The 21,397-nt window shown below is 48.1% G+C and carries 24 protein-coding genes and 1 riboswitch; all 24 genes read left to right on the top strand.

All coding sequences use genetic code 11. The features are described 5' to 3' along the window. The first annotated feature begins 122 nt into the window (after positions 1-122). The 24 genes from J2Z65_RS07975 to J2Z65_RS07860 all read left to right on the top strand — a co-directional run bounded on the left by J2Z65_RS07975 (position 123) and on the right by J2Z65_RS07860 (position 21,363). The gene (locus J2Z65_RS07975) at positions 123-803 is read left to right on the top strand and encodes a PspA/IM30 family protein (protein ID WP_167062007.1); all 681 of its coding nucleotides are present in this window, start codon (positions 123-125) and stop codon (positions 801-803) included. 114 nt (positions 804-917) lie between these two features. Continuing rightward, complete coding sequence (locus tag J2Z65_RS07970; RefSeq protein ID WP_167062004.1) at positions 918-1,337, top strand: DUF350 domain-containing protein; 420 nt, start codon at positions 918-920, stop codon at positions 1,335-1,337. A gap of 136 nt (positions 1,338-1,473) precedes the next feature. Next, positions 1,474-1,974: a hypothetical protein gene (locus J2Z65_RS07965; protein WP_167062001.1), complete on the top strand. Its 501-nt coding sequence runs from the start codon at positions 1,474-1,476 to the stop codon at positions 1,972-1,974. Between the two features lie 119 nt (positions 1,975-2,093). Next, a complete protein-coding gene (locus J2Z65_RS07960) occupies positions 2,094-3,404 on the top strand; it encodes an MFS transporter (RefSeq protein ID WP_167061998.1) in 1,311 nt (436 codons plus the stop codon). A gap of 81 nt (positions 3,405-3,485) precedes the next feature. Beyond that, entirely contained in the window at positions 3,486-4,397 is a 912-nt protein-coding gene (gene cysK / locus J2Z65_RS07955; RefSeq protein WP_193581028.1) for a cysteine synthase A, read from the top strand. 144 nt (positions 4,398-4,541) lie between these two features. Further along, positions 4,542-4,838 (top strand): hypothetical protein, encoded by a 297-nt coding sequence (locus tag J2Z65_RS07950; protein ID WP_167061992.1) that lies wholly within the window; start codon positions 4,542-4,544, stop codon positions 4,836-4,838. A gap of 177 nt (positions 4,839-5,015) precedes the next feature. After that, entirely contained in the window at positions 5,016-5,507 is a 492-nt protein-coding gene (locus J2Z65_RS07945; RefSeq protein WP_167061990.1) for an Lrp/AsnC family transcriptional regulator, read from the top strand. Between the two features lie 15 nt (positions 5,508-5,522). Beyond that, a complete protein-coding gene (locus J2Z65_RS07940; protein ID WP_167061988.1) occupies positions 5,523-6,728 on the top strand; it encodes an aminotransferase class I/II-fold pyridoxal phosphate-dependent enzyme in 1,206 nt (401 codons plus the stop codon). A 67-nt stretch (positions 6,729-6,795) separates the two neighbouring features. Next, the gene (locus tag J2Z65_RS07935; RefSeq protein WP_167061986.1) at positions 6,796-7,062 is read left to right on the top strand and encodes an aspartyl-phosphate phosphatase Spo0E family protein; all 267 of its coding nucleotides are present in this window, start codon (positions 6,796-6,798) and stop codon (positions 7,060-7,062) included. A 61-nt stretch (positions 7,063-7,123) separates the two neighbouring features. Then, on the top strand, positions 7,124-7,654 hold the full coding sequence (locus J2Z65_RS07930; RefSeq protein WP_167061983.1) for a hypothetical protein: 531 nt from the start codon (positions 7,124-7,126) through the stop codon (positions 7,652-7,654). A 32-nt stretch (positions 7,655-7,686) separates the two neighbouring features. Beyond that, positions 7,687-7,831: riboswitch (cobalamin riboswitch) on the top strand. Between the two features lie 148 nt (positions 7,832-7,979). Further along, the gene (locus J2Z65_RS07925) at positions 7,980-8,990 is read left to right on the top strand and encodes an ABC transporter substrate-binding protein (RefSeq protein WP_167061981.1); all 1,011 of its coding nucleotides are present in this window, start codon (positions 7,980-7,982) and stop codon (positions 8,988-8,990) included. Beyond that, positions 8,991-10,028 carry a FecCD family ABC transporter permease gene (locus J2Z65_RS07920; RefSeq protein ID WP_167061977.1) on the top strand — a complete coding sequence of 346 codons (1,038 nt, stop codon included), beginning with the start codon at positions 8,991-8,993 and terminating at the stop codon, positions 10,026-10,028. It begins immediately after the preceding gene. A gap of 5 nt (positions 10,029-10,033) precedes the next feature. Further along, on the top strand, positions 10,034-10,810 hold the full coding sequence (locus J2Z65_RS07915; protein WP_167061974.1) for a heme ABC transporter ATP-binding protein: 777 nt from the start codon (positions 10,034-10,036) through the stop codon (positions 10,808-10,810). A gap of 25 nt (positions 10,811-10,835) precedes the next feature. Then, entirely contained in the window at positions 10,836-11,918 is a 1,083-nt protein-coding gene (gene cobT / locus J2Z65_RS07910) for a nicotinate-nucleotide--dimethylbenzimidazole phosphoribosyltransferase (RefSeq protein ID WP_167061968.1), read from the top strand. A gap of 27 nt (positions 11,919-11,945) precedes the next feature. Then, the gene (cobU, locus tag J2Z65_RS07905; protein WP_167061966.1) at positions 11,946-12,521 is read left to right on the top strand and encodes a bifunctional adenosylcobinamide kinase/adenosylcobinamide-phosphate guanylyltransferase; all 576 of its coding nucleotides are present in this window, start codon (positions 11,946-11,948) and stop codon (positions 12,519-12,521) included. A gap of 27 nt (positions 12,522-12,548) precedes the next feature. Further along, on the top strand, positions 12,549-13,523 hold the full coding sequence (cbiB, locus tag J2Z65_RS07900) for an adenosylcobinamide-phosphate synthase CbiB (RefSeq protein WP_167061963.1): 975 nt from the start codon (positions 12,549-12,551) through the stop codon (positions 13,521-13,523). After that, positions 13,499-14,323: an adenosylcobinamide-GDP ribazoletransferase gene (gene cobS, locus J2Z65_RS07895; protein ID WP_167061959.1), complete on the top strand. Its 825-nt coding sequence runs from the start codon at positions 13,499-13,501 to the stop codon at positions 14,321-14,323. Before cbiB ends, cobS begins: the two co-directional genes overlap by 25 nt. Before the next feature lie 17 nt (positions 14,324-14,340). After that, positions 14,341-15,444: a threonine-phosphate decarboxylase CobD gene (gene cobD, locus J2Z65_RS07890; RefSeq protein WP_167061956.1), complete on the top strand. Its 1,104-nt coding sequence runs from the start codon at positions 14,341-14,343 to the stop codon at positions 15,442-15,444. Beyond that, the gene (locus tag J2Z65_RS07885; RefSeq protein ID WP_167061953.1) at positions 15,441-17,051 is read left to right on the top strand and encodes a cobyric acid synthase; all 1,611 of its coding nucleotides are present in this window, start codon (positions 15,441-15,443) and stop codon (positions 17,049-17,051) included. The genes cobD and J2Z65_RS07885 overlap by 4 nt, the downstream gene beginning before the upstream one ends. Further along, positions 17,048-17,617, top strand: coding sequence for a cob(I)yrinic acid a,c-diamide adenosyltransferase (locus tag J2Z65_RS07880; protein ID WP_127457300.1), 570 nt, complete (start codon positions 17,048-17,050; stop codon positions 17,615-17,617). Before J2Z65_RS07885 ends, J2Z65_RS07880 begins: the two co-directional genes overlap by 4 nt. Beyond that, positions 17,614-18,546, top strand: coding sequence for an RluA family pseudouridine synthase (locus J2Z65_RS07875; RefSeq protein WP_167061950.1), 933 nt, complete (start codon positions 17,614-17,616; stop codon positions 18,544-18,546). Before J2Z65_RS07880 ends, J2Z65_RS07875 begins: the two co-directional genes overlap by 4 nt. Before the next feature lie 138 nt (positions 18,547-18,684). Further along, complete coding sequence (locus J2Z65_RS07870; protein ID WP_167061946.1) at positions 18,685-19,050, top strand: arsenate reductase family protein; 366 nt, start codon at positions 18,685-18,687, stop codon at positions 19,048-19,050. Position 19,051: 1 nt separating this feature from the next. Next, complete coding sequence (locus tag J2Z65_RS07865; protein WP_420850848.1) at positions 19,052-20,155, top strand: site-2 protease family protein; 1,104 nt, start codon at positions 19,052-19,054, stop codon at positions 20,153-20,155. Between the two features lie 32 nt (positions 20,156-20,187). Further along, positions 20,188-21,363, top strand: coding sequence for an aminotransferase class I/II-fold pyridoxal phosphate-dependent enzyme (locus J2Z65_RS07860; protein ID WP_167061940.1), 1,176 nt, complete (start codon positions 20,188-20,190; stop codon positions 21,361-21,363). The last annotated feature ends 34 nt before the right edge of the window (positions 21,364-21,397 follow it).

The following is a 21,397-nucleotide window of genomic DNA, read 5'->3' as shown; positions in this document are numbered from 1 at the left end:
TTTTTGAAACTCATTCTTTGGGATTGCGTATTTAATGTGTGTAAGCACCGGTGATTAGAAAAGAAAACGCAACACCAATTATAAAAATAAGAATATGGATAAACCTTAGGAGGAATTCAAAAATGGGTATTTTTAAAAGACTTCGCGATATGACTATGGCTTCGATCAATGATTTGCTGGACAAAGCAGAAGACCCGGTTAAAATGTTAAATCAGTTTTTGCGCGACATGGAAGAAGATATTTTGGAAGCAGAATCCGCTGTAGCTAAGCAAATTGCAATCGAGAAAAAATTCAAGCTTCAGTTCGAAGAAGCGGAAGAAATGGTTACAAAACGTACGGAGCAAGCGATGAAAGCTCTTGAAGCGGGTAATGAAGATTTGGCCCGCCGCGCGTTGGAAGATAAGAAAGAACATCAAGTTCGATTTGATGAGTTGAAACGTCAATATGATCTTGCCAAAACGAATGCGGATCAACTTCGCAGCCAGTTATCGGAGATGAAAGACGAGTTCAACAAAATGAAAAACAAGAAAGATTTGCTGATTGCACGTGCTGAGACAGCGAAAGCGCAAAAGCAAATCAATCAAGCGATGTCAGGTTTTGGTACGGACAACGCTGCTAAAGGTTTTGACCGCATGAGCGAGAAAGTACTTCAGATGGAAGCTGAAGCGCAGGCAAGCGGTGAGATTCGCGCTAAAAACCGCAGCTTAGACGACGAGCTTGATGGACTTGGCACTAGTAAAAGCGGCATTGATGATGAATTGGCAGCTCTGAAAGCAAAGCTTGCTGAAAAAAAACAATCTTAATGATATACTAATAGTACCTGCGAGAGACTGAGCCTAACTCAGTCTCTTCTACCGTATATAGGGATTTTTAAACGAAGTTTAAACTCTCTACATTGAAGGAAGGCAGGAGACGATATGAACGAAGAGGTGGATGTGTTGCTGAGTAATCCGTATTTATCGACGCTTGCTTTTTTTGCAGTTGCGGTCATCGCGCTGGTCGTATTTTTAACGATTTTCGAAATGGTCACAAAATATGATGACTGGGCAGAAATCAAGAAAGGTAACCTTTCTGTCGCAATGGCAACAGGCGGCAAGATTTTTGGGATTTGTAACTTGTTCCGGTTTGCTATTTTGAACAATGACACGATGATGCATTCTCTCATTTGGGCAGGCTATGGATTTTTGTTATTGCTGGCAGCCTACTTTATTTTTGAGTTCTTAACGCCTTATTTTAAAATTGATGAAGAAATCAAAAAAGATAATCGTGCTGTAGGTTTCTTGTCCTTGACGCTATCTGTCTCTCTTTCTTATGTAGTGGGTGCATGCGTAACTTAGAATCATACATAGTCTTGGAGGCTTGAACATGAAATACCTGTGGGGCACCTTGTTTGCCATTGCATTTGTTTTTATGGCGGCGGGGATTTATTATTTAATGAAATTTGCTTGAGTGCAATAGGTGGAGGATTATGACATGAGCGCGAATGAAGAAATTGTTTGTCCTTGGTGTCAAACGGAGATCGTTTGGGATCCTGAAATTGGACCTGAGGATGAATGTCCACATTGTTTTAATGAGTTGAATGATTATCGCAGTATTGATTTAAAGGTGAAACTAACAGGCCAACCACTCCGTTTCCAAGAACAGGAATATCCTGATTCCGATGAGGATTTATCTTTGGCTTGGGATGACTCGGATGAGCCGCTTGATAAGTACGGCGAAAAAGTGCAGCATATCACTGACGAGCAAGAAGAAGCACCTGAATGTTCGAGCTGTCACGAACTGCTGCTTCTTGCGGGAAGTGAGGTTGTAAGTGAAGCTACGTTCACGCCTACAATCCCAAAAACACTGGGAAGTGCTTTCCTTACAGCTCCCTTCACGATGAATGTGTATGTCTGCCCGTCTTGCTTCAAAGTCGAAAAAATCTTATCTGATACAGACCGCTTACTTATGGTTGAACGCATTAAATCAGAGTAAGCCGAGAACCGAGTCCTTCAGGGATTCGGTTTTTTATATGGAAAAACCTCATAATTTCACTCGATTGGGGAAGCTTAACTAGAGCTGTTTCCTATCCACGGGGAAAGGTGAGGAGAAGTATGCATAACGATCAGAGCATGCAGAGAACGCATCCAGGTAAATTAAAATCAGATAAAAATAACTATTTTGAGGGTCGCGATACACCAACGGCTGAGGAAAATAAACCGCAAAAAAAAGGCCGACTAGATTCACAGGCGATTCTCCTGCTTATTGTTCATACGCTATTTGGCAGCGCAAATGCCCTGTCAGGAACTTTCGTAGGGGTCTATTTGTGGAAGGCAAAAAATGACTACGCTTTAATCGGCTGGTTTACGTTAGCGACCCACCTGACTATGGCCATCACTTTCTGGCTAGCAGGGAAATGGGTGAAGGAACATAATAAAATGAACTGTTTGCGGATCGGTGTCGCGGTTTCAGCTGTCTTTTATATGCTGGTTTTGTGGCTGGGTGCTAACAGTTTTCATTATTTTGTTTGGTTGGGGATCGTGCAAGGAATTTCAGCGGGGTTGTTCTGGGTTGCTTTTAATGTTGTTTATTTTGAAGTGACAGACCCCGACAACCGCGATCGATTTAACGGCTCAGTCGGACTGCTTGGTGCTTGCGCGGGCATTATCGCCCCATGGATTTCTGGCTTACTCATCGTAAGCTTGGGGGACGTGGCGGGTTACCGATTGATTTTTTCAATCTCATTGGGCATCTTTCTGTTAGGTGTTATCATTAGCTTTTTCTTGAAAAAGAGAAAAGTTCAAGGCAGTTACGAGTGGATGTTCCCCATTCGAAGCCTGCGGCAAGCGGAAACACCATGGAAGCGCGTAAGCTTAGCTTTGGTCTTTCAAGGTGTTAGAGAGGGAGTCTTCGGTTTCATGATTGCACTCCTCGTCTATATATCCACATCGAGTGAAGCGAGCTTAGGGAACTTTGTGTTGATTACCTCTGCGGTGTCATTAGTTAGTTTTTGGGCAGCGGGCCGGTTTATAAAACCGCGGTTTCGCAAAGTTAGCATGTTTATCGGTTCAACTATGGTTGTAGCGATCATTCTTCCTTTTTTCTGGAAAATGGGATATAGCACTTTGCTTATTTTCGGGTTGGGTTCTGCGCTTTTCTTTCCGATGTACTCCGTGCCTATGGTTTCAGCCGTATTCGATCTAATTGGTTCGACGGAAGAAAGCGCTAAGCAAAGGGAGGAGTACATTGTGCTCCGTGAGCTTGCCTTGAATGTTGGCAGGGTTTGTGGTGTTCTCCTGTTCATTAGTGTGATTTCATGGAGCAAGGCGCCATTTGTCATTAATGTGCTTTTGTTGATAATTGGCAGCTCGCCGCTTTTTAGTTGGTATTTTATGAAAAAGCAGTTATCTGTAATTAAACCTTGACATCTCAAGTGCTTCCCGATAAAAATGTGGATAGAGTCGGTCATTGGGAAGAGGAGGGGGAAACCCTTGACACATAAAAAAATGGTGAAAAGCATAACCGAGCTAATCGGTGATACGCCTGCGGTGCGTATTAATCGCTTGGTTGAGCCTGGCGATGCGGAATTGTATGTAAAGCTTGAATATTTTAACCCAAGCGGCAGCGTGAAAGACCGGGCGGCTTTTAATCTAATCGAGCAGGCGGAGAAAGATGGATTGCTCCGTCCTGGCGCAACTATTATTGAGCCAACGAGCGGCAATACTGGCATTGGTTTGGCGATGAATGCCGCAGCCAAAGGCTATAGAGCCATTCTCATCATGCCGGATAATATGACCAAAGAACGAATTAATTTGCTCAAGGCTTATGGCGCAGAGGTTTATCTTACTCCCGCTGCGCTGCGAATGCCGGGCGCCATCGCCAAAGCGAAAGAGCTGAGGGATCAAATACCGAATAGCTTTATCCCTCAGCAGTTTGAGAATCCGGCGAATCCGAGCATTCACCGAGTCACGACCGCTCCTGAAATTTTGGAGCAAATGGAGGGGCGGTTGGATGCATTCATCGCAACCTCAGGCACCGGAGGAACCATCACCGGAACGGGGGAGGTGCTCCGTGAGAAGCTGCCGGACATCCAAATTTATGTGGTTGAACCGAAGGGTTCTCCCGTTTTATCTGGAGGAAGCCCGGGGCCTCACAAGCTTGTTGGTACGAGCCCTGGCTTCGTGCCGGCTATTTTGAACACAAGCGTCTACGATCAAATCGTTCAAGTGGCCGATGAAGACGCCATTCGAATTATGAGAGATTTGGCAAGCAAAGAAGGCATCCTGGTTGGGCCCTCTGCCGGTGCATCGGTATGGACGGGGCTGCAGGTTGCCCGCAAGCTGGGAGCAGGAAAAAGGGTGCTATGCATCGCACCGGATACAGGTGAAAGATATTTGAGTATGGACCTTTTTGAATAATCGGTATGCATAGAATATGGCTAAAGGGATTTAACATCCGGCGGCCGTATTTTTTTTATACAAATCAAGAAAAATGTTGAATAAAAATTCATGTTTGAGTATAATTATAGAAGTAATAACACGCATGCAGAGAGGTGGATTATCTTGAAATTAGCCTATATTAATGCATATCCGGAAAATGAACAATTACATGAGTTCATACAATCATATACAAAAGAATGCATATCGTCAGGGGCACAAAGTCAAGTTAACTGGGACCGTCTACAGTCCAAGAATGTAATTTCAGTTTATGATGAAAATACGCTTGTCGGAATTGGCTGTATGGCTGGGGAGCCTAATATTCATGTGCGTCCTACGTATGAGCATCGTGAAATCGAGCATATGGTGTCCAAACTGCTGAAAGCCGAATCCAAGTTTGGTATGGTTGACGCACAATCCTAACGCTTTAAAATTTTAAGCTGCCTGTGTCTCAGGCGGCTTTTCTTTGTTGTACGCCAGGAAATTTCGTCTATACACAAATTATCTGAAAATTAGATAAGCGGAGTAATTGAATTAGGACAGCAATTCATTGTAAGATTAAAGGATGAACGATTATGATCTCAGAAAGGTTGGTTAACCATGGATGCTTTGAAGCTTAAAATTCTCGAACTACTGAAGGAAGACGCCCGCCGGAGTGCGGAACTCATCGCCACAATGTTAGGAACGGCGGAGGCCGAGGTGGCGCGAGCGATAAGCGAGATGGAAGCGGATAAGGTCATCGTCAAGTACGCCACAGTTGTAAACTGGAGTAAAGTGGATGACGAAAAGGTTACCGCCCTGATTGAAGTGCAAATTACGCCTGAACGCGGACGCGGGTTCGACGCTATTGCGGAACGGATCTACTTATATCCCGAAGTCAAATCAGTGTATCTTATGTCTGGCGCTTATGATTTACTTGTTGAAGTCGAAGGAAATTCGCTTAAACAAGTCGCTTCTTTCGTATCTAACAAGCTATCACCGATTGATCGCGTGCTTTCAACCAAAACGAATTTTATTTTGAAAAAATACAAACAAGACGGCATCATTTTCGAGGATCAAGCAGATGATCATCGGATGCTGGTCTCTCCGTAAGGAAGAGGTAACGCCATGATCAATAATGAGACAACAATCCAACCGAGCAAAGAAAAATCGATGCAGAATTATCTCGCTCCTGCCGTACGCGAAATGAAGCCTTCAGGTATTCGGAAGTTTTTTGATTTGGTGAGCAACAGCAAAGACGATATTATTTCTCTCGGCGTTGGCGAACCGGATTTCTCAACTCCGTGGCACGTCCGCGAAGCAGCGGTATATTCCTTGGAGCGCGGCAGAACAAAATACACGCCAAACTCAGGTATCCCAGAGCTTCGTGAAGCCATTGCCGAGTATTTGTATACGTCATTCAAGGTGAAATATGAGCCGTCGAATGAAGTCCTAGTGACCGTCGGAGGCAGTGAAGCCATTGACTTGGCACTGCGTGCCTTGATCACCCCCGGGGATGAGATTCTGATTCCGGAGCCTTGTTACATCTCCTATTCGCCAATTACGAGTATTAGCGGCGGTGTTCCCGTTGGGATCGAAACCTTCGCGAAGGATCAGTTCAAACTAACGGAGAAGGCGCTCCGCGATGCGATTACACCGCGTTCCAAAATTTTAATCCTATGCTATCCTAGCAATCCGACAGGCGGAATTATGACTTATGAGGATTGGCTGCCGATTGCAAAAGTAGTGGAAGAGAATGATCTCATTGTCATTTCGGATGAAATTTATGCGGAATTAACTTACGGTCAGAAGCATGTGAGTTTTGCGGCTGTCCCTGGCATGAAAGACCGCACGATCCTGGTTAGCGGGTTCTCCAAGGCTTTTGCAATGACAGGTTGGAGAATGGGCTATGCTTGCGGCCATCAAGAACTTATTTCGGCTATGACCAAAATCCATCAATACACTGTCATGTGTGCACCGGTTATGGGTCAAGTAGCCGCACACGAGGCTTTGACGAATGGTTTGGAAGAGAAGGACCGTATGATAGAGTCCTATAATCAAAGGAGACGTCTGGTCGTCAAAGGCTTCCGTGACATTGGGCTTGAGTGCCATGAACCACAGGGCGCGTTCTATGCATTCCCAAGTATAGTTGCTACTGGACTAACATCAGATGAATTTGCTCAGAGGCTTTTGTTCGAAGCTAAGGTCGCTGCCGTACCTGGTGATGTGTTTGGCTTAGGCGGAGAAGGCTTCCTGCGCTGCTCTTATGCTTATAGCGTTTCTCAATTGAACGAAGCATTGGAGAGAATAGGAAAATTTCTGAGAAAATTGTAATTCTGCTCGAAAAATCTATGTTAATTATGCTTGAAAACTGGTATTCTTGTAGTAAGGAGGGATGAGCATGGCTTTTCTGGAATACCAACTATCAACCTATCGAAAACATATGCAAATTAATGAACAAGATTTCGGACAACGTTGGTTGACTAAGCATGCTAAGAAACGTAACTCCCTAAACTTACTAGAAGAAGAGATACATTCTCTGCGGCGTAGGCTGGAGCAAATGGTTCTTGACGGGGAAGAAATGACATCGGACTCCGTTGTGGAGCTCAGCACGATGCTTGATCTCAAAATAAATGAATATATGAATAACGGAAAGAAAAGTCGGTGAAAACCGACTTTTCTCGCGACTATCGATATATTTAGATCATATACGGAGGTACTTTTACAACATGAAATTGAAATTGTTGTTGGTAATGCTGGTGTCGGCGCTTATGGTAATGCTTGCAGGTTGCGGCGGACCGAAGCCTGATGTTTCTATATTTGTTATGGGTCAAAATGGTTTCCCGAGTGATGCCGGAGAGAAGCTGGAGGCATCGTTAAAATCGAAGATCGGTGAGGTTCCTACCGTCAAGCTGAATACATCACCTATTTTCTCCATGGAGAAAATGATCGTTGAGCTGGCGGCCGGAGGCAACGGGATCTTTATTCTTGCTGATGAGCAATTCAAATCATTGAGCAATCAAGCAGGTTTCGTTTCATTGGACGAAACGATTAAGCCTGAAGATTACCCGGATGGGGTCATCGAGATTACGGAAGAGGGCAAGCCCGCACAGAAGCATCTGTATGGGATTCCGCTTGCAGGGAATAAGTGGATGAAGGAGCAAGGCTTTGAAGGGAAAGGGCTCGTTGCTTTCATACCTGTCAATGCGCCGAAGCTGGAGGAAGCGAAACAAGTACTCAAAGTAATTGCACAAAAGTAGTAAGACGTCTATAATCGACAAATAGATTGATAGTCAAATTTGCAGCCATTGGTGTCGGCAAAGAAAATTGCCGCTTAAAAGGGAAGCCGGTTAAAGTCCGGCGCGGTCCCGCCACTGTAATCCGGAAGGTCATCGTATGCCGGAGAGCCAGGATACCTGCCATGGTGCCGTTACGACATCCTTCGAGGAAAAGGATCGCGTTAAATCAGGAGGCAACTTACAGGTTGCTGAGCGCCGCGATTTATCGTCCCCTTTGTTCCTTAGGAGCAGAGGGGCTTTTTTATTAGGATCAATCGAAATAAATGTTAGAGAGAGGGTTTACTTGATGCAAAAAAAATGGATGAAGAAAGCGTTAATCCTTACGGTTGCCTTAACAACTGCCATCAGTTTAACGGCATGCGGTAAGAAAGAGGCGGAGATAACGAATCCGTCTAAGCTCGGCGGAGAAGGGACGAAGGCGCCTGCCGCAACAGCAACGCCTGCTGCTTCGAAAAAGACGGCATATCCTTTGAAAATTAAAGATGCTACGGGGAAAGAGTTTACTTTTGACAAAGCGCCTGAGCGGATTGCGTCTGTTTCTCCGGCAGAAACGGAAGGTCTGTTCGCCCTTGGTCTAGATGCTAATATTGTAGGTGTATCTGATTTTGATGATTATCCGGAAGCCGCGAAGTCGAAGCCGAAATTAGGCAGTATTACGAAGCCGAACGAAGAAGCCTTGATCGCCTCCAATGCGAATATTGTATTTACAGGTGTCTCGATGAAAACTGACACGGTGGAAAAGCTGCGACAACTGAATATCAACGTGTTTAAAGTGGAGCCCAAAACATTGGATGACGCCATTGCGAACATTCAAACTTACGGTTTAATTACTGATCGTCAAGATCAAGCGGAGAAAGTGGTCTCCAAGATGAAGGCTGACCGCGAGAAGGTTGTCAATGCCGTGAAAGACGTGAAACAAGAAAATAAGAAAAAAGTATATATTGAATTCAGCCCTGGTTGGACAGTCGGCAGCGGTGAATTCATGGATGAGTTGATCAAGCTGTCCGGCGGTATTAATGTAGCAGGCGACGGGAAAGGCTGGTACCAGATCAGCGAAGAGAAAATCATCGGTCAAAACCCGGCGGTGATTCTTTTCGCGAATGGTGTTGTTGATAGTAAAAGCAAGAAATCACTTGACGAAATTATTCGCACAAGAAGCGGCTGGGATGCCATTGACGCTGTGAAAAATAAACAGGTGATCGGTCTGGATCAGAACCTGTTGAGCCGTCCAGGCCCAAGACTGACGGATGGATTGCTGGAGATGGCGAAAGGCATTTATCCTGAACTGGTGAAATAAATGACAAGAAAACTAATGCTGTGGGGAGGAGTAGGAGGTATACTCCTTCTTCTTTCTATTCTGGCAAGTTTATCATTGGGGACGGCCAATCTTCCGGTTCTCCAAATTGCGGGCATCCTGGGTAAACATATTCCATGGGTGGGTGACTTTATCGACGTCAATTGGCAGCAATCGTCGGAGCAAATTATCAACAAAGTACGTTTTCCCCGCGTTTTGCTCGGGATTCTCGTTGGGGCGTCCCTCTCAGTAGCGGGGGCTGCCTTCCAAGGCGTTTTGCGTAATCCGCTTGCTGATCCTTATGCGTTAGGCGTCTCCTCGGGTGCATCGGTCGGAGCGGCGTTTCTCATCTACTTCGGGCTACAGATGGCCTTGTTTGGGCAATGGTCTGTCCCGATTGTTGCTTTTGCGACAGGGCTAATTTCATTGTTTCTCGTTCTTAGATTGGCTCAGATCGATGGAAAGCTGAAGATGGAGACGCTTATTTTATCAGGTGTCGTCATGCAGGCTTTTCTAGGGGCGATTGTATCCTTCATGGTGTCCATTTCCAAGCAGGTGATCAATGAGATTATTTTTTGGCTAATGGGCAGCCTGGCGATGCGGGGTTGGCCTTACATAACGATTATTTCACCTTATTTAATCATAGGATTAGTAGTGCTGCTAAGTTATGCAAGATCATTGAATTTGTTGGCGCTTGGAGAGCGGCAGGCGGCTCATCTTGGGGTGAATGTAGAGCGTACAAAGCTGATTGTGCTGGTTGTCGCTACATTCATTACGGCTGCAGCTGTATCCGTAGCTGGGGTTATAGGTTTTGTAGGACTTATCGTTCCGCACTTGGTGCGTCTGTTGGCGGGTCCGGATTATCGTCTCATTATTCCTTTGTCTGCGATTGGCGGCGGCATCTACGTCTTGTGGGCAGATACGCTCGCTCGTACGTTGCTTAGTCCGACAGAGATTCCGCTTGGTGTCATCACGGCGTTTTTGGGCGCACCGTTTTTTGCTTATTTGCTTCATAAGGATAAGAAAACGTTAAGAGGTTGAACAAAATGATTAAAGTGGAGCAGCTTTCCCAAAGCTTTCATGAACAGCAGGTACTTGAAAATATTAGCTTTGATGTCAAACACGGTGAATTTTTTGGCATTATTGGGCCTAATGGCAGCGGAAAATCGACGTTACTTCGTCTTCTTTCCGGGATTGATCCGGTAAAAGAGGGGTCCGTCCAGCTGGAGGGCCGGCCGGCGTCCTCCTATTCTCGAAAAGAACTGGCAAGATGGCTGGCGGTCCTGCAGCAGGATGCGCTGCCGCCGATTGGCTTTACGATTCGTGAAGTCGTAGAAATGGGCCGCTATCCTTTCCAAAATTGGCTGGGTGAGGATACGGCGGAGGCGGAGCAATTGATCGAGGGCATCATCCGGAAGCTGCACTTGGAACCGCTTGTTGAACGAACGATTGAGCGCCTCAGCGGCGGGGAGCGCCAGAGGGTAGCGCTTGCTAAAGTCATGGCTCAGCAGCCGCGTTTGCTCATGCTGGATGAGCCTACGACCTTTCTGGACATTGGGTATCAAGTGCAAATGATGGATTACATCCGGGAATGGCAGCGCGAATCACAGTTAACGGTAGTTGCCGTCCTGCATGACTTGAATTTGGCAGCACAATATTGCACTAGACTCATGGTGGTTCATAACGGCGAACTAGCAGCCATAGGAACGCCTGACGAGATCATTACAAGCGAGTTAATTACAGAGGTTTATGGAACAGAGCCGATTGTTCTTCAGCACCCTGTGAACCAAGCACCACAGATTTTATTACAGCCTGAAAAATAATGATTAGGCAACGGAGGAATGACAAGTGAGTAATTTGCAAGCAATTATCGGAGCTATCGAACCTATTCATTCAGAGATGGTGAATCAGGCGAATGATCATTTGAATCAATTAACCAAACCGCAGGGAAGCTTAGGCAAATTAGAAGATATTGCACGTCAAGTTGCTGGGATTACTGGTGAGGTAAAGCCTCTGTTTGATAAAAAAGCAGTCATTGTGATGGCTGGTGATCATGGCGTTTGCGAAGAAGGCATTAGCGCGTTCCCGGCGGAAGTCACCCCGCAAATGGTGCTGAACTTCCTGCACGGCGGCGCGGCGGTTAACGTTCTTGCCCGGCACGCGGGAGCAGACGTAGTCTGCGTAGACATGGGAGTTAACGCGGATCTGGAGCATCCGAACCTGGTTTCGTGCAAGGTCAGAAAAGGATCGCGCAACATGGCGCGTGAAGCAGCACTAACGTTGGAAGAAACGGTACAAGCGATCGAGGCAGGTGTCCAAATTGTGGATGATCTCGCTGAAAAGGGCTACCGTCTCTTTGCTACCGGCGAGATGGGAATCGGCAACACAACGGCTAGTGCAGCTATTCTATGCGCGCTGGCAGGCGTAGACGCTGAAATATCCGTCGGCCGTGGTACGGGTATCGATGATGCGAAAATGCTGCATAAACAGTCGGTTGTCAATAAGGCGTTGGACGTGAACGGGCTTCGCCCGGCGAAGGACAACGCAGCAGACACGTCAAGCGGCGATTACGCGCTTGAGGTGTTGAGCAAGGTCGGCGGATTGGAGATCGCCGGACTAGTTGGCGTGATTCTTGGCGCAGCGAAGAATCGTTGTCCCGTTGTCGTCGACGGCTACATCTCGTCGGCGGCGGCGCTCGTGGCGAGCCGATTAGCACCGCTAAGCGCGTCTTACATGCTCGCCTCGCACTTATCGCAGGAGCAGGGGCACGCGAAGATGCTCGAGACGGTTGGCCTCACTGCGATGCTGCAGATGGATATGCGCCTAGGCGAAGGAACAGGCGCGGTGCTTGTCTTTAACTTGATCGAGGCGGCAGGCAAGATCATGAGAGAGATGGCGACATTCGAAAGCGCAGGCGTGTCGCGAGAGTAGGCGGCAAGAGAAGGAGGCGAAGGCGCCATGGCGGTTTTGGTAACGGGCGGCGCGCGCAGCGGCAAGAGCTCTTTTGCTGAGAAGCTCGCAATGCATGGCAGCGAGCGAGGGGTTTATATTGCCACCTCCCACATCTACGATGAGGAAATGAGGGAGCGGGTTGATCTGCACCAGCAGATGAGGCTCAGTTCCGGGTATCCGTGGGATACCCGGGAGGAGCCGTTCCGGCTGTGCGAGCTCTTGAAGCAGCTGGATGAGAGCGGCGAGGAGGCTGTTGTCCTGGTCGATTGCTTAACGCTCTGGTTAAGCAACTGGCTGCTCCAATATGAGGGAGATGACAAGGCTTCTGCGCTGGTCATGAAACGTATTGAGGAACTGGTAGAAGGCGTGTCCGGATACAGCGGCCGGCTCATTCTGGTTACGAATGAAGTCGGAGACGGCATTGTACCGGAGTATCCGCTCGGCCGCAGCTTTCGCGACTTGGCAGGACGCATGAATCAGCGTTTAGCTGAGGTTTGCGAGCAGGTATTTCTGGTAACGGTTGGCATCCCAATCGAGCTAAAAAGCCGGGCTTATCGATTTGATCTGGATGAGGGCAAGTAGTCTTAAGACCATGGAACGGTGATTACTATGTGGATATATACTTGGCAGGAGATCGTCTGGATGACGGCTGCTGCCATTGCACTAGATTGGATCATTGGCGATCCGAGATGGCCGACACATCCGGTTATTCTCATTGGACGTTGGATTCGCTGGATGGAAGGCATGCTGCGCAAAGAAAATGATCGGCAGACAGCTTTGAGGCTTAAAGGAGTTCTTCTTACAACTACTACTGTGTTGATAAGCTTCTGCAGTGTGCTAACCATCATACTGGCCGCACGAGCGGTCAACGAATGGCTGGGCTACGCAGTCTGCACATGGCTGATTTCAACCACGATTGCGATCAAAGGGCTAAAGGATGCCGCTTATCTCGTGTACAATCCGCTGCGTAAAGGCAATCTTGCCGACGCTCGTAAGTACACGGGCTACATCGTAGGCCGTGATACGGATGCGCTCGGCGAAGAGGAGCTGACACGTGCGGTCGTGGAGACCGTGGCGGAGAATATCGTAGACGCGGTGATTTCGCCGCTCTTCTACGCGCTGATCGGCGGAGCGCCGCTTGCGATGCTGTATAGGGCATCGAATACGCTGGATTCGATGGTCGGCTACCGAAATGACCGTTACCGTCATTTCGGCTGGGCGTCGGCCCGCTGGGACGACGTCATGAACTGGATCCCGGCCCGGCTGACCGGCCTCCTGTTGATCCTCGTCGCCATGCTGCAGCGCGGACTCTCGGCGAAACGCGCAGCGGCGGCGATTCGCCGCTTCGCGCACCTGCATCCCAGCCCGAACAGCGGAATTCCGGAGTCGGCGGTCGCCGGGGCACTCGGAATTGAGCTTGGCGGGCTGAACGTCTACGGCGGCGTGGCGAGCGAGCGCGCTCGCCTGGGCTGGCCGCTGCGGCCGCGGACGCAGCAGGATATTGTCTACGCCGTTAGAATGCTCTACGGCGTCAGCTTTGTAGTAATGGGAGGATTGCTGTGCGTACTGCTCGTATTGTTCTAGACTGGCTGCGTGCTTGCATCGCAGCCTTTCAATTTCTTACCCGTTTGCCGATTCCGGTGCAAATTAATTATACCAATCTTGTTTTCCGGCGCAGCGTGGTCTTCTATCCGTTAGCCGGCTGCGTGATAGGTCTACTGTTGGTCCTGGCGGGGCAAGGCCTGAGCCTGTTTTTGCCCGCTATGCCGGCAGCGGTGCTGCTATTGGGGCTCTGGGTCATTTTAACAGGCGGCCTGCATCTGGATGGGCTTATGGATACCGCTGACGGTATTCTTAGCCACAGGCCGCGTGAGCAAATGCTTGAAATCATGAAAGACAGCAGAGTTGGAGCCATGGGGGTCATCGTGGCGGTCCTTCACCTGCTGCTCAAATTTTCGCTCCTTTACACCATGTTGGAGATCAATAAGAAGGATGGAGGCGGAGACGGCTTCTTCCTGCTCGCCATCGTTCCGATCTGGAGTCGATGGTTTATGACGGCAGCGATTCAGGGATGGCCCTATGCTCGGAAAGAATCGGGCTTAGGCAGTTTTTTTCAGGGAGTGAGCAGGGGGCATGTTCTAATCTCATTTTTAGTAGCCCTGTTAACTACTACTATAGTGTTAGGGCTCACACATATAAGCTTAGCCACTGCCATCTGGCCTGTATTACTCTGCTTTGCAGGCTGCACATTTATAACCGGTTGGCTAATGGCAACCTACATAAGCCGCAAATTAGGTGGATTGACCGGAGATACGTACGGCGCTCTAAACGAGCTGCTTGAAGCTGTTCTGCTGCTGGGCGTCGTCATTTTTGCAACTCAATAAAGAAAGGGGAGGAACTCATGTTAGAACGCTATGGACATGGTGGAGATCTCTGGACTGCTGAAGAAACGTTCGGCTGGCCGAAGGACCAATTTCTCGATTTTAGTTCGAATATGAACCCTTTAGGTCCCCCTCTTGTCGTTCAACAAATTTTGAGCGATGCATGGCGGGATATCGTCAAGTATCCTGACCCTGCGGTCCGTGAATTGCGAAGCAAGCTCGCACAGAAATATGAAATTCCGATGGAGAGCATCTTGGTCGGCAACGGGGCGGCAGAGCTGATTGATTTGATCGCGAGAGTACTGAAGCCTTCCGTAACGGGGTTAGCGAGGCCGTCTTTTAGCGAATATGAGGAAGCTATTCATAAAACAGGCGGCGGTATCTACAATATTCCGCTGAGATCGTCTCATCAATTTGAGCTGCAGCAACAGGATATGGAAGCTGCATATTCGGCAGTGGATCTCTTTTTTCTAGGTCATCCCAATAATCCAACAGGAAAGCTGATTCCTCGGCACATTCTGAGTAATCTTATAGAGAGCGGTCGCAGCTGTGTGCTCGATGAGGCCTTCATGGATTTTGTGGCGGATGAGCAGGAGCACTCTCTCTTGAAACTGGCTTCAACGAGCAGGCAGCTCTTCGTCATTCGGTCGATGACGAAATTTTATTCCATTCCTGGAATTCGGTTAGGTTTCATGGTGGCACACCCGGAGGCGATTCGGGAAATCCAGCAGCAGCAAGTGCAGTGGAGCGTCAATTACTTGGCTCAGCGCATCGGTACGGCTGTGCTGGAGGATGAAAAATTTGAGCGGAACAGCCGTCATTGGCTGCAGGAAGAGAAAGCTTGGCTCACTGGGCAGCTTCGGCAATTGGGCTTAGATGTTGTGTTTACTGAAGTGAATTTCGTGTTGTTTTCATTTCCTGAGCCAATGGGTTTAACTGTGAAACAAGCGCAAAAGTATATGGGACAGCAGGGCATTCTCATTAGAGACGCCTCTCTTTTTGAAGGCTTGAGTGAACGATACTGCCGTGTTGCTATCCGGCTTCGCGAGGACAATGTGCGGTTAATCGAAGGGCTGCGCCTCATGCTGGCAGCTTTTGGCGCAGAATCGAGGACAAAATCATGACTAAAGCGGTGGCACGGGCAGCAACACTGATGATTCAAGGGACAGCTTCGGATGTAGGCAAAAGCATTCTAACGGCAGCTATATGTCGTATTCTCGTTCAGGATGGCTGGCATACTGCGCCATTCAAGTCGCAGAATATGTCCCTCAATTCTTACGTTACTTTCGATGGTAAAGAGATCGGTCGGGCGCAAGGGGTACAGGCAGACGCCTGCCGCATTTTGGCCACAACGGATATGAATCCGATTTTGCTGAAGCCGAAGCAGGACATGGTGGCACAGGTTGTCGTGCACGGTAAGCCATACTCCGATTTAGACGCAAGGACCTATCGGGAATCGTACCTGCCGCAGGCGGAAGTGATTGTCAAAAATGCCTTAGATCGTCTGCGCAACGAATATGACATTGTGGTGCTGGAAGGAGCAGGGAGTCCCGCTGAGGTAAATCTCAAAGATCGAGACATCGTCAATATGCGCTTAGCCGGGTGGGCGGATGCTCCTGTTCTACTCGTCGCGGATATTGATCGCGGAGGTGTTTTTGCTTCGATCGTCGGGACGATGGAGATTTTGGCGCCGGAAGAAAGAGAACGCGTGAAGGGCTTTATTATTAATAAATTTCGTGGAGACGTCAGCTTGCTGAAGCCTGGCCTGGACTGGCTTGAGGAGCGGACAGGGAAGACGGTACTTGGAGTTATTCCTTATTTGCCTCAGCTAGGTATCGAAGATGAAGATTCTGCTTCTTTGGACTCAAAGCGCATGCGGAAGATGGCACAGAGTATGCCAGAGAAGTCGCAGGATCAATTGGATGTAGCCGTGATCCGCTTGCCTCGTCTTTCTAATTTTACGGATTTCGATCCGCTTCAGGAAGAACAGGATGTTCATTTCAGGTACATTGCCCATCTCTCCGATTGGGGGACACCGGATGTCGTTTTACTCCCGGGAAGCAAGAATACGATGGATGATTTGCGATACTTGAACGAATCCGGTTTGGCACTGCGTATTAAATCTTTCGCACAGGATGAGAATGGATGGGTCGCCGGCATTTGCGCAGGCTATCAGATGCTTGGCGAGAAGCTGCTTGACCCGCAAGGTTACGAATCCGATCATCCTGAACTTGAGGGATTAGGTCTTTTGCCGACGGAGACGGTGTTTACATCTAGCAAACGCACGGTTCAAGTGCGGGGAAGCTCGTCGCTTTTTATAGAAGAAGGCAGTCCTGAACTTCTCATAGATGGTTATGAAATCCACATGGGGCGGACAAGGTTTCTGAAAGATATCGTCATGCCTTTCCAAATCAAGGCGTATACCAATGATGAGGCATTTGCTTCAGATAAGGATCTGCACGGAGACGGTGCGGCAATAGATCAGGGACGTGTCTGGGGGACGTATGTTCATGGGATTTTGCATAATGATGATTTCCGGAGGGCTTGGTTAAACCGCATTCGGAAAATGAAGGGGCTTGCGCCTGTCGACGGAGGTCTACGCTTCAAAGAGCGCAGAGAAGCCGCATTCGATAGGCTGGCTGACCATGTTAGAAGTCACTTGGATATGCAGCGCGTTTATGAGATGATGAAGGTATCACAGCCTTGTCAAAGGGAGGACGTCAAAGAATGAAAATTTATACTCGCACCGGGGATGCCGGTCAGACAGGTGTAATTGGCGGTCGTGTGGATAAGGACGATGCTCGTGTTGAAGCTTACGGAACGACAGACGAATTGAATTGTTATGTGGGTCAGGCGATGAGCTTTATGGACCCGGCGAAATATCCGGATTTACTGCCGGATTTGCTTCAAGTGCAGCATGAACTGTTCGATTGCGGTTCGGACCTTGCCCTTTTGAAGCAGGAGCTGCGTCCCTACAAAGTTACAGCAGCGATGGTGGATGCGCTAGAGGCATGGATCGATAAATACGATGCGGAAACGCCGGATATTACGCGATTCATTTTGCCGGGTGGCGGAAGTGTTTCTTCTACGCTTCATGTATGCCGCACAGTGTGCCGCAGAGCAGAACGCAGGGTCGTCACGCTGGCCCGCACGCAGGAAATTAATCCGGAAGTGCGCAGGTATTTAAACCGGCTGTCCGACTTATTCTTTACGATTGCCCGCACGGCGAACCACCGCGAAGGGATTGCTGATGTGGAGTATGTGCGCAGCGCCGAGGTGTTTAGACGTAAATCATGAGCTATTATGAACCGCTAGTATATATCGTACCGCCGGAGGAAGAAGGCTTTATTCTGAAGACGGTGCTGCAAAAGAGATTGATGGTGTCGCGCAAGCTGCTGTCACGCATCAAATTGACGGAGCAGGGGATAACGGTCAATGGAGTCCGGCAATACATTAACATCAAGGTGAAAGCCGGCGACCGCGTGGAGATCCGCATGGAGGAGGAAACGTCTGAGGATATACTGCCTCAAGACCTTCCTCTGCATATTCTTCATGAAGACGAGCATCTGCTGATTCTAGCCAAAGAGGCAGGCGTAATAGTACATCCCACGCACGGGCATTACGTGAATACGATTGCCAATGCCGTTGTGTATCACTGGCAGCAGGCCGGCATTACTTGCCGTTTCCGCCCTGTGCATCGGCTTGATCAAGAAACTTCGGGCGTATTGGCAATCGCTAAGACGCCTTATGTTCACCAGCAAATATCCGAGCAGATGATTCAGCACCAGGTAAAAAAAGAATATTTGGCCTTTGTTTGGGGGCGTTTCACGGATACGAAGGGAACGATAAATGAACCTATCGACCGGGATCCCGAGCAGCCGCATGTGCGCATTGTCACGCCAGAGGGTTACTCGGCAGTTACTCATTACGAGGTTGTGGAACAATACTCACAAGCTGCTTTAGTCCGTATATGGCTAGAGACAGGGAGAACGCACCAAATTCGCGTGCATATGAGGCACTTAGGTCATCCGCTGATTGGGGACAAGATGTATACATTGCCTGAATTTGAGTCAAGCCCCGATGCGGCTGAGGCTGGTGAACGGCTGACTCGCCAGGCGCTGCACGCTTTTAAACTGGGCTTTGTTCACCCAGGTACGAGGGAATGGACGGAGTTTAACGCTCCGCTTCCGGCAGATTTGGCCGCTTTACAAGCTTGGTTACAATAAAATGACTAGTTTTACAAAAACCATCCAAATTCTAGGGTGGTTTTTGTTTCGAATAACTTGACTTTCCATTTGAATTAGCCCAAAATTTTAATTAATTATGAAATAAGCTTTACACTTACATAAAGGAGTCCTTACATCATGGGAGTAAAAGTATATTGTTATGATAAATGCGGGACATGCCGCAGCATGTTGAAGTGGCTGAAAGCCCATAACGTAGAGGTGGCAGAGAACGTACCGTTATTCGAGACACCGCCTTCCGCCAAAGAATTGGCCAAGCTGGTAAGCGATAGCGGACTCGGGATCAAAAAGTTTTTTAACACATCCGGTGAGGTGTACAAGGAAATGAATTTGAAAGACAAGCTGCCTGGCATGTCGCAGGACCAAATGCTTGATCTTTTAGCCTCAAACGGCAGGTTGATTAAACGCCCAATTGTGACGGATGGCATGAAGGTTACGGTTGGCTTTAAGGAAGCAGAGTTTGAGGAAGCATGGGCAAAGGGGTGAGGTGCGGTTGGAAGAGAAGCAGAAACCATCACGCAAAAAGTCACCTCTAGCCATAGGCGGCTTCCTGGCTGTCTTGCTATCGCAAGGAAAGCTGCTTTTGGCATTTTTAAAAGTTGGCAAAGTCGGCGGTGCTGTCATATCGATGTTTATTACGATTTGGGCATACGCGTACCTGGCCCCTCTTCCTTTTGCCATTGGCATTGTTGTGATGATCCTGATTCATGAACTCGGTCATGTTTTTGCGGCAAAGTTGAAAGGGCTGCCCGTCTCTGCGCCTGTCTTTATCCCGTTCCTTGGCGCATTAATTACAATGAAAAAGAATCCGACCGATGCAGCAACTGAAGCTTTCATCGGGATTGGAGGCCCCATTCTAGGAACTCTTGGGGGTGTTGCCGCTTTTGCTTTGGGCGTATATACAAATTCCCCCGTCATTGTTTCAGTAGCCTATGCTGCGTTCTACCTGAATTTAATTAATTTATTGCCGATTCATCCGCTGGATGGCGGGAGAATCGCTACCGCAGTGACCCGATGGCTATGGATTGTGGGCTTAATAGGCGGTTTAGTCTTTATCTTTTATTTGGATCATTATGTCAATCAACTTATTTTCTTTGTCATCTGGGCGATGTTTGCCTGGGATTTGTATAAGAAATACGTGAAATACAGAAAAAGAGAACAGTTAGTTTCGGTTTCTACCCGCTTTGAATTTGCTGCTGACCATTTGCTCCAGCAAGGGTACATAATCCCGGGAGAAAATCATACTCGCGAGCTGGATTTTACAACATATACGGATTTGCAGGGCGCAGGCGATGGACGGCAAACAATCGTGATGTACTGGCAGGGGATTGGGTTTGAGGGTCATGCTTATTTACCGCAACAATCGTTGATCCGAAGAGTGCAGCTCGTCAAAGTAGACCGTGTGCAGAAAGAAAGCGGATTTTATCTGGGTCTGCAGGTTCAGGTCGATTTTTCACCTATCGGCAATGGGGAGCGTTACTATGAGGTTCCGGCCAAAACACGCTGGCAATTCGGAGCCGCTTATTTGGGACTTGTGTTGTTCCTGCTTTTTATGATTAGGCTGGTTCATCAAGCAGGAATTATGGATTAAATGTTCAATACATCATAATGAGGATAACTATCATGACATTTATAGGATCAAAACGGCTTAGTCAGCTAGGATCGGCCATATTTTCGGAAGTGGCAGATTGGAAGAGAGAGGTTATGAACCAAGGGGTAGATGTCATAGATTTAGGTATAGGAAGTCCTGATCTACCCCCGTCTGAACGCATTATTAACGCCATCACCGAGGCTGTGCGCAACCCGGCGCACTATGGATATCCAACATCGGAAGGAAGCTTAGCCTTTCGGGAAGCGGTGGCCAGATGGTACCAGTACCGATTTGGTGTAGAGCTTAATCCTGAAAATGAAATTTTGACGTTAATGGGCTCACAAGATGGTCTTGCTCACTTGGCGCTTTCACTCTGTGATCCTGGGGACATCGCGATTGTTCCCGATCCGGGTTACCCTATATATTCGGCAAGTCTCGTGCTGGCAGGAGTTGAGCCTTACTTATTGCCACTGCGCGCTGTAAATGATTTTTTGCCTCAACTAGATGACATTCCAGTAGACGTGGCTGCCAAGGCGAAGTTCATCCTGTTAAACTATCCGAGCAATCCGCTGTCTGCTGTTGCAGATCGTGCTTTTTTTGAGCATTTGATTGCCTATGCCAAAAAGCATGAGTTGCTTGTCGTACACGATCTAGCCTACTCTGAAATGGCTTTTGATGGCTATAAGCCCATCAGCATTTTGGAGATCGAAGGCGCTAAGGAGGTTGCTGTCGAGTTTCATTCTCTGTCCAAAAGCTTTAACATGGCAGGTTGTCGGATCGCTTTCCTCACCGGTAATGCTTCTGCGGTAAAGGCTCTTCGAACGCTCAAATCAAATATTGATTATGGCGTATTTGGAGCCATTCAAGCGGCTGGAATTGCAGCGTTAGAGGAAGATATGGAACACGATCATTCTGTTGCCGACATTTATGAAAGAAGACGTAATGCATTTATTTCGGCTTTAAAGGATGCGGGTTGGATGATACCGCCCCCCAAGGCAACCATGTTCATCTGGGCACCCATTCCAAAAGGATGGACATCTCGACAAATTTCCCGGGAAATGCTGTATCGCGCAGGTGTAGTCGTTATACCTGGAGACGCTTTCGGAGCAGAAGGAGAAGGCTTTGTGCGAATTGCTTTGGTGCAAGATGAAGCCAGATTACTTGAGGCAGCAAGGCGCATAGGCGATTGGCTTCGAACCGTAGAATGAAAGTTAGAGATTTTGGTAAAAATAGGAGAATGAG

The organism is Paenibacillus aceris, from assembly GCF_017874035.1.
GTDB classification, from domain to species: domain Bacteria; phylum Bacillota; class Bacilli; order Paenibacillales; family NBRC-103111; genus Paenibacillus_E; species Paenibacillus_E aceris.
Note: the sequence above shows the minus strand (reverse complement) of the source record. Positions and strands in the feature narration are given on the sequence as shown.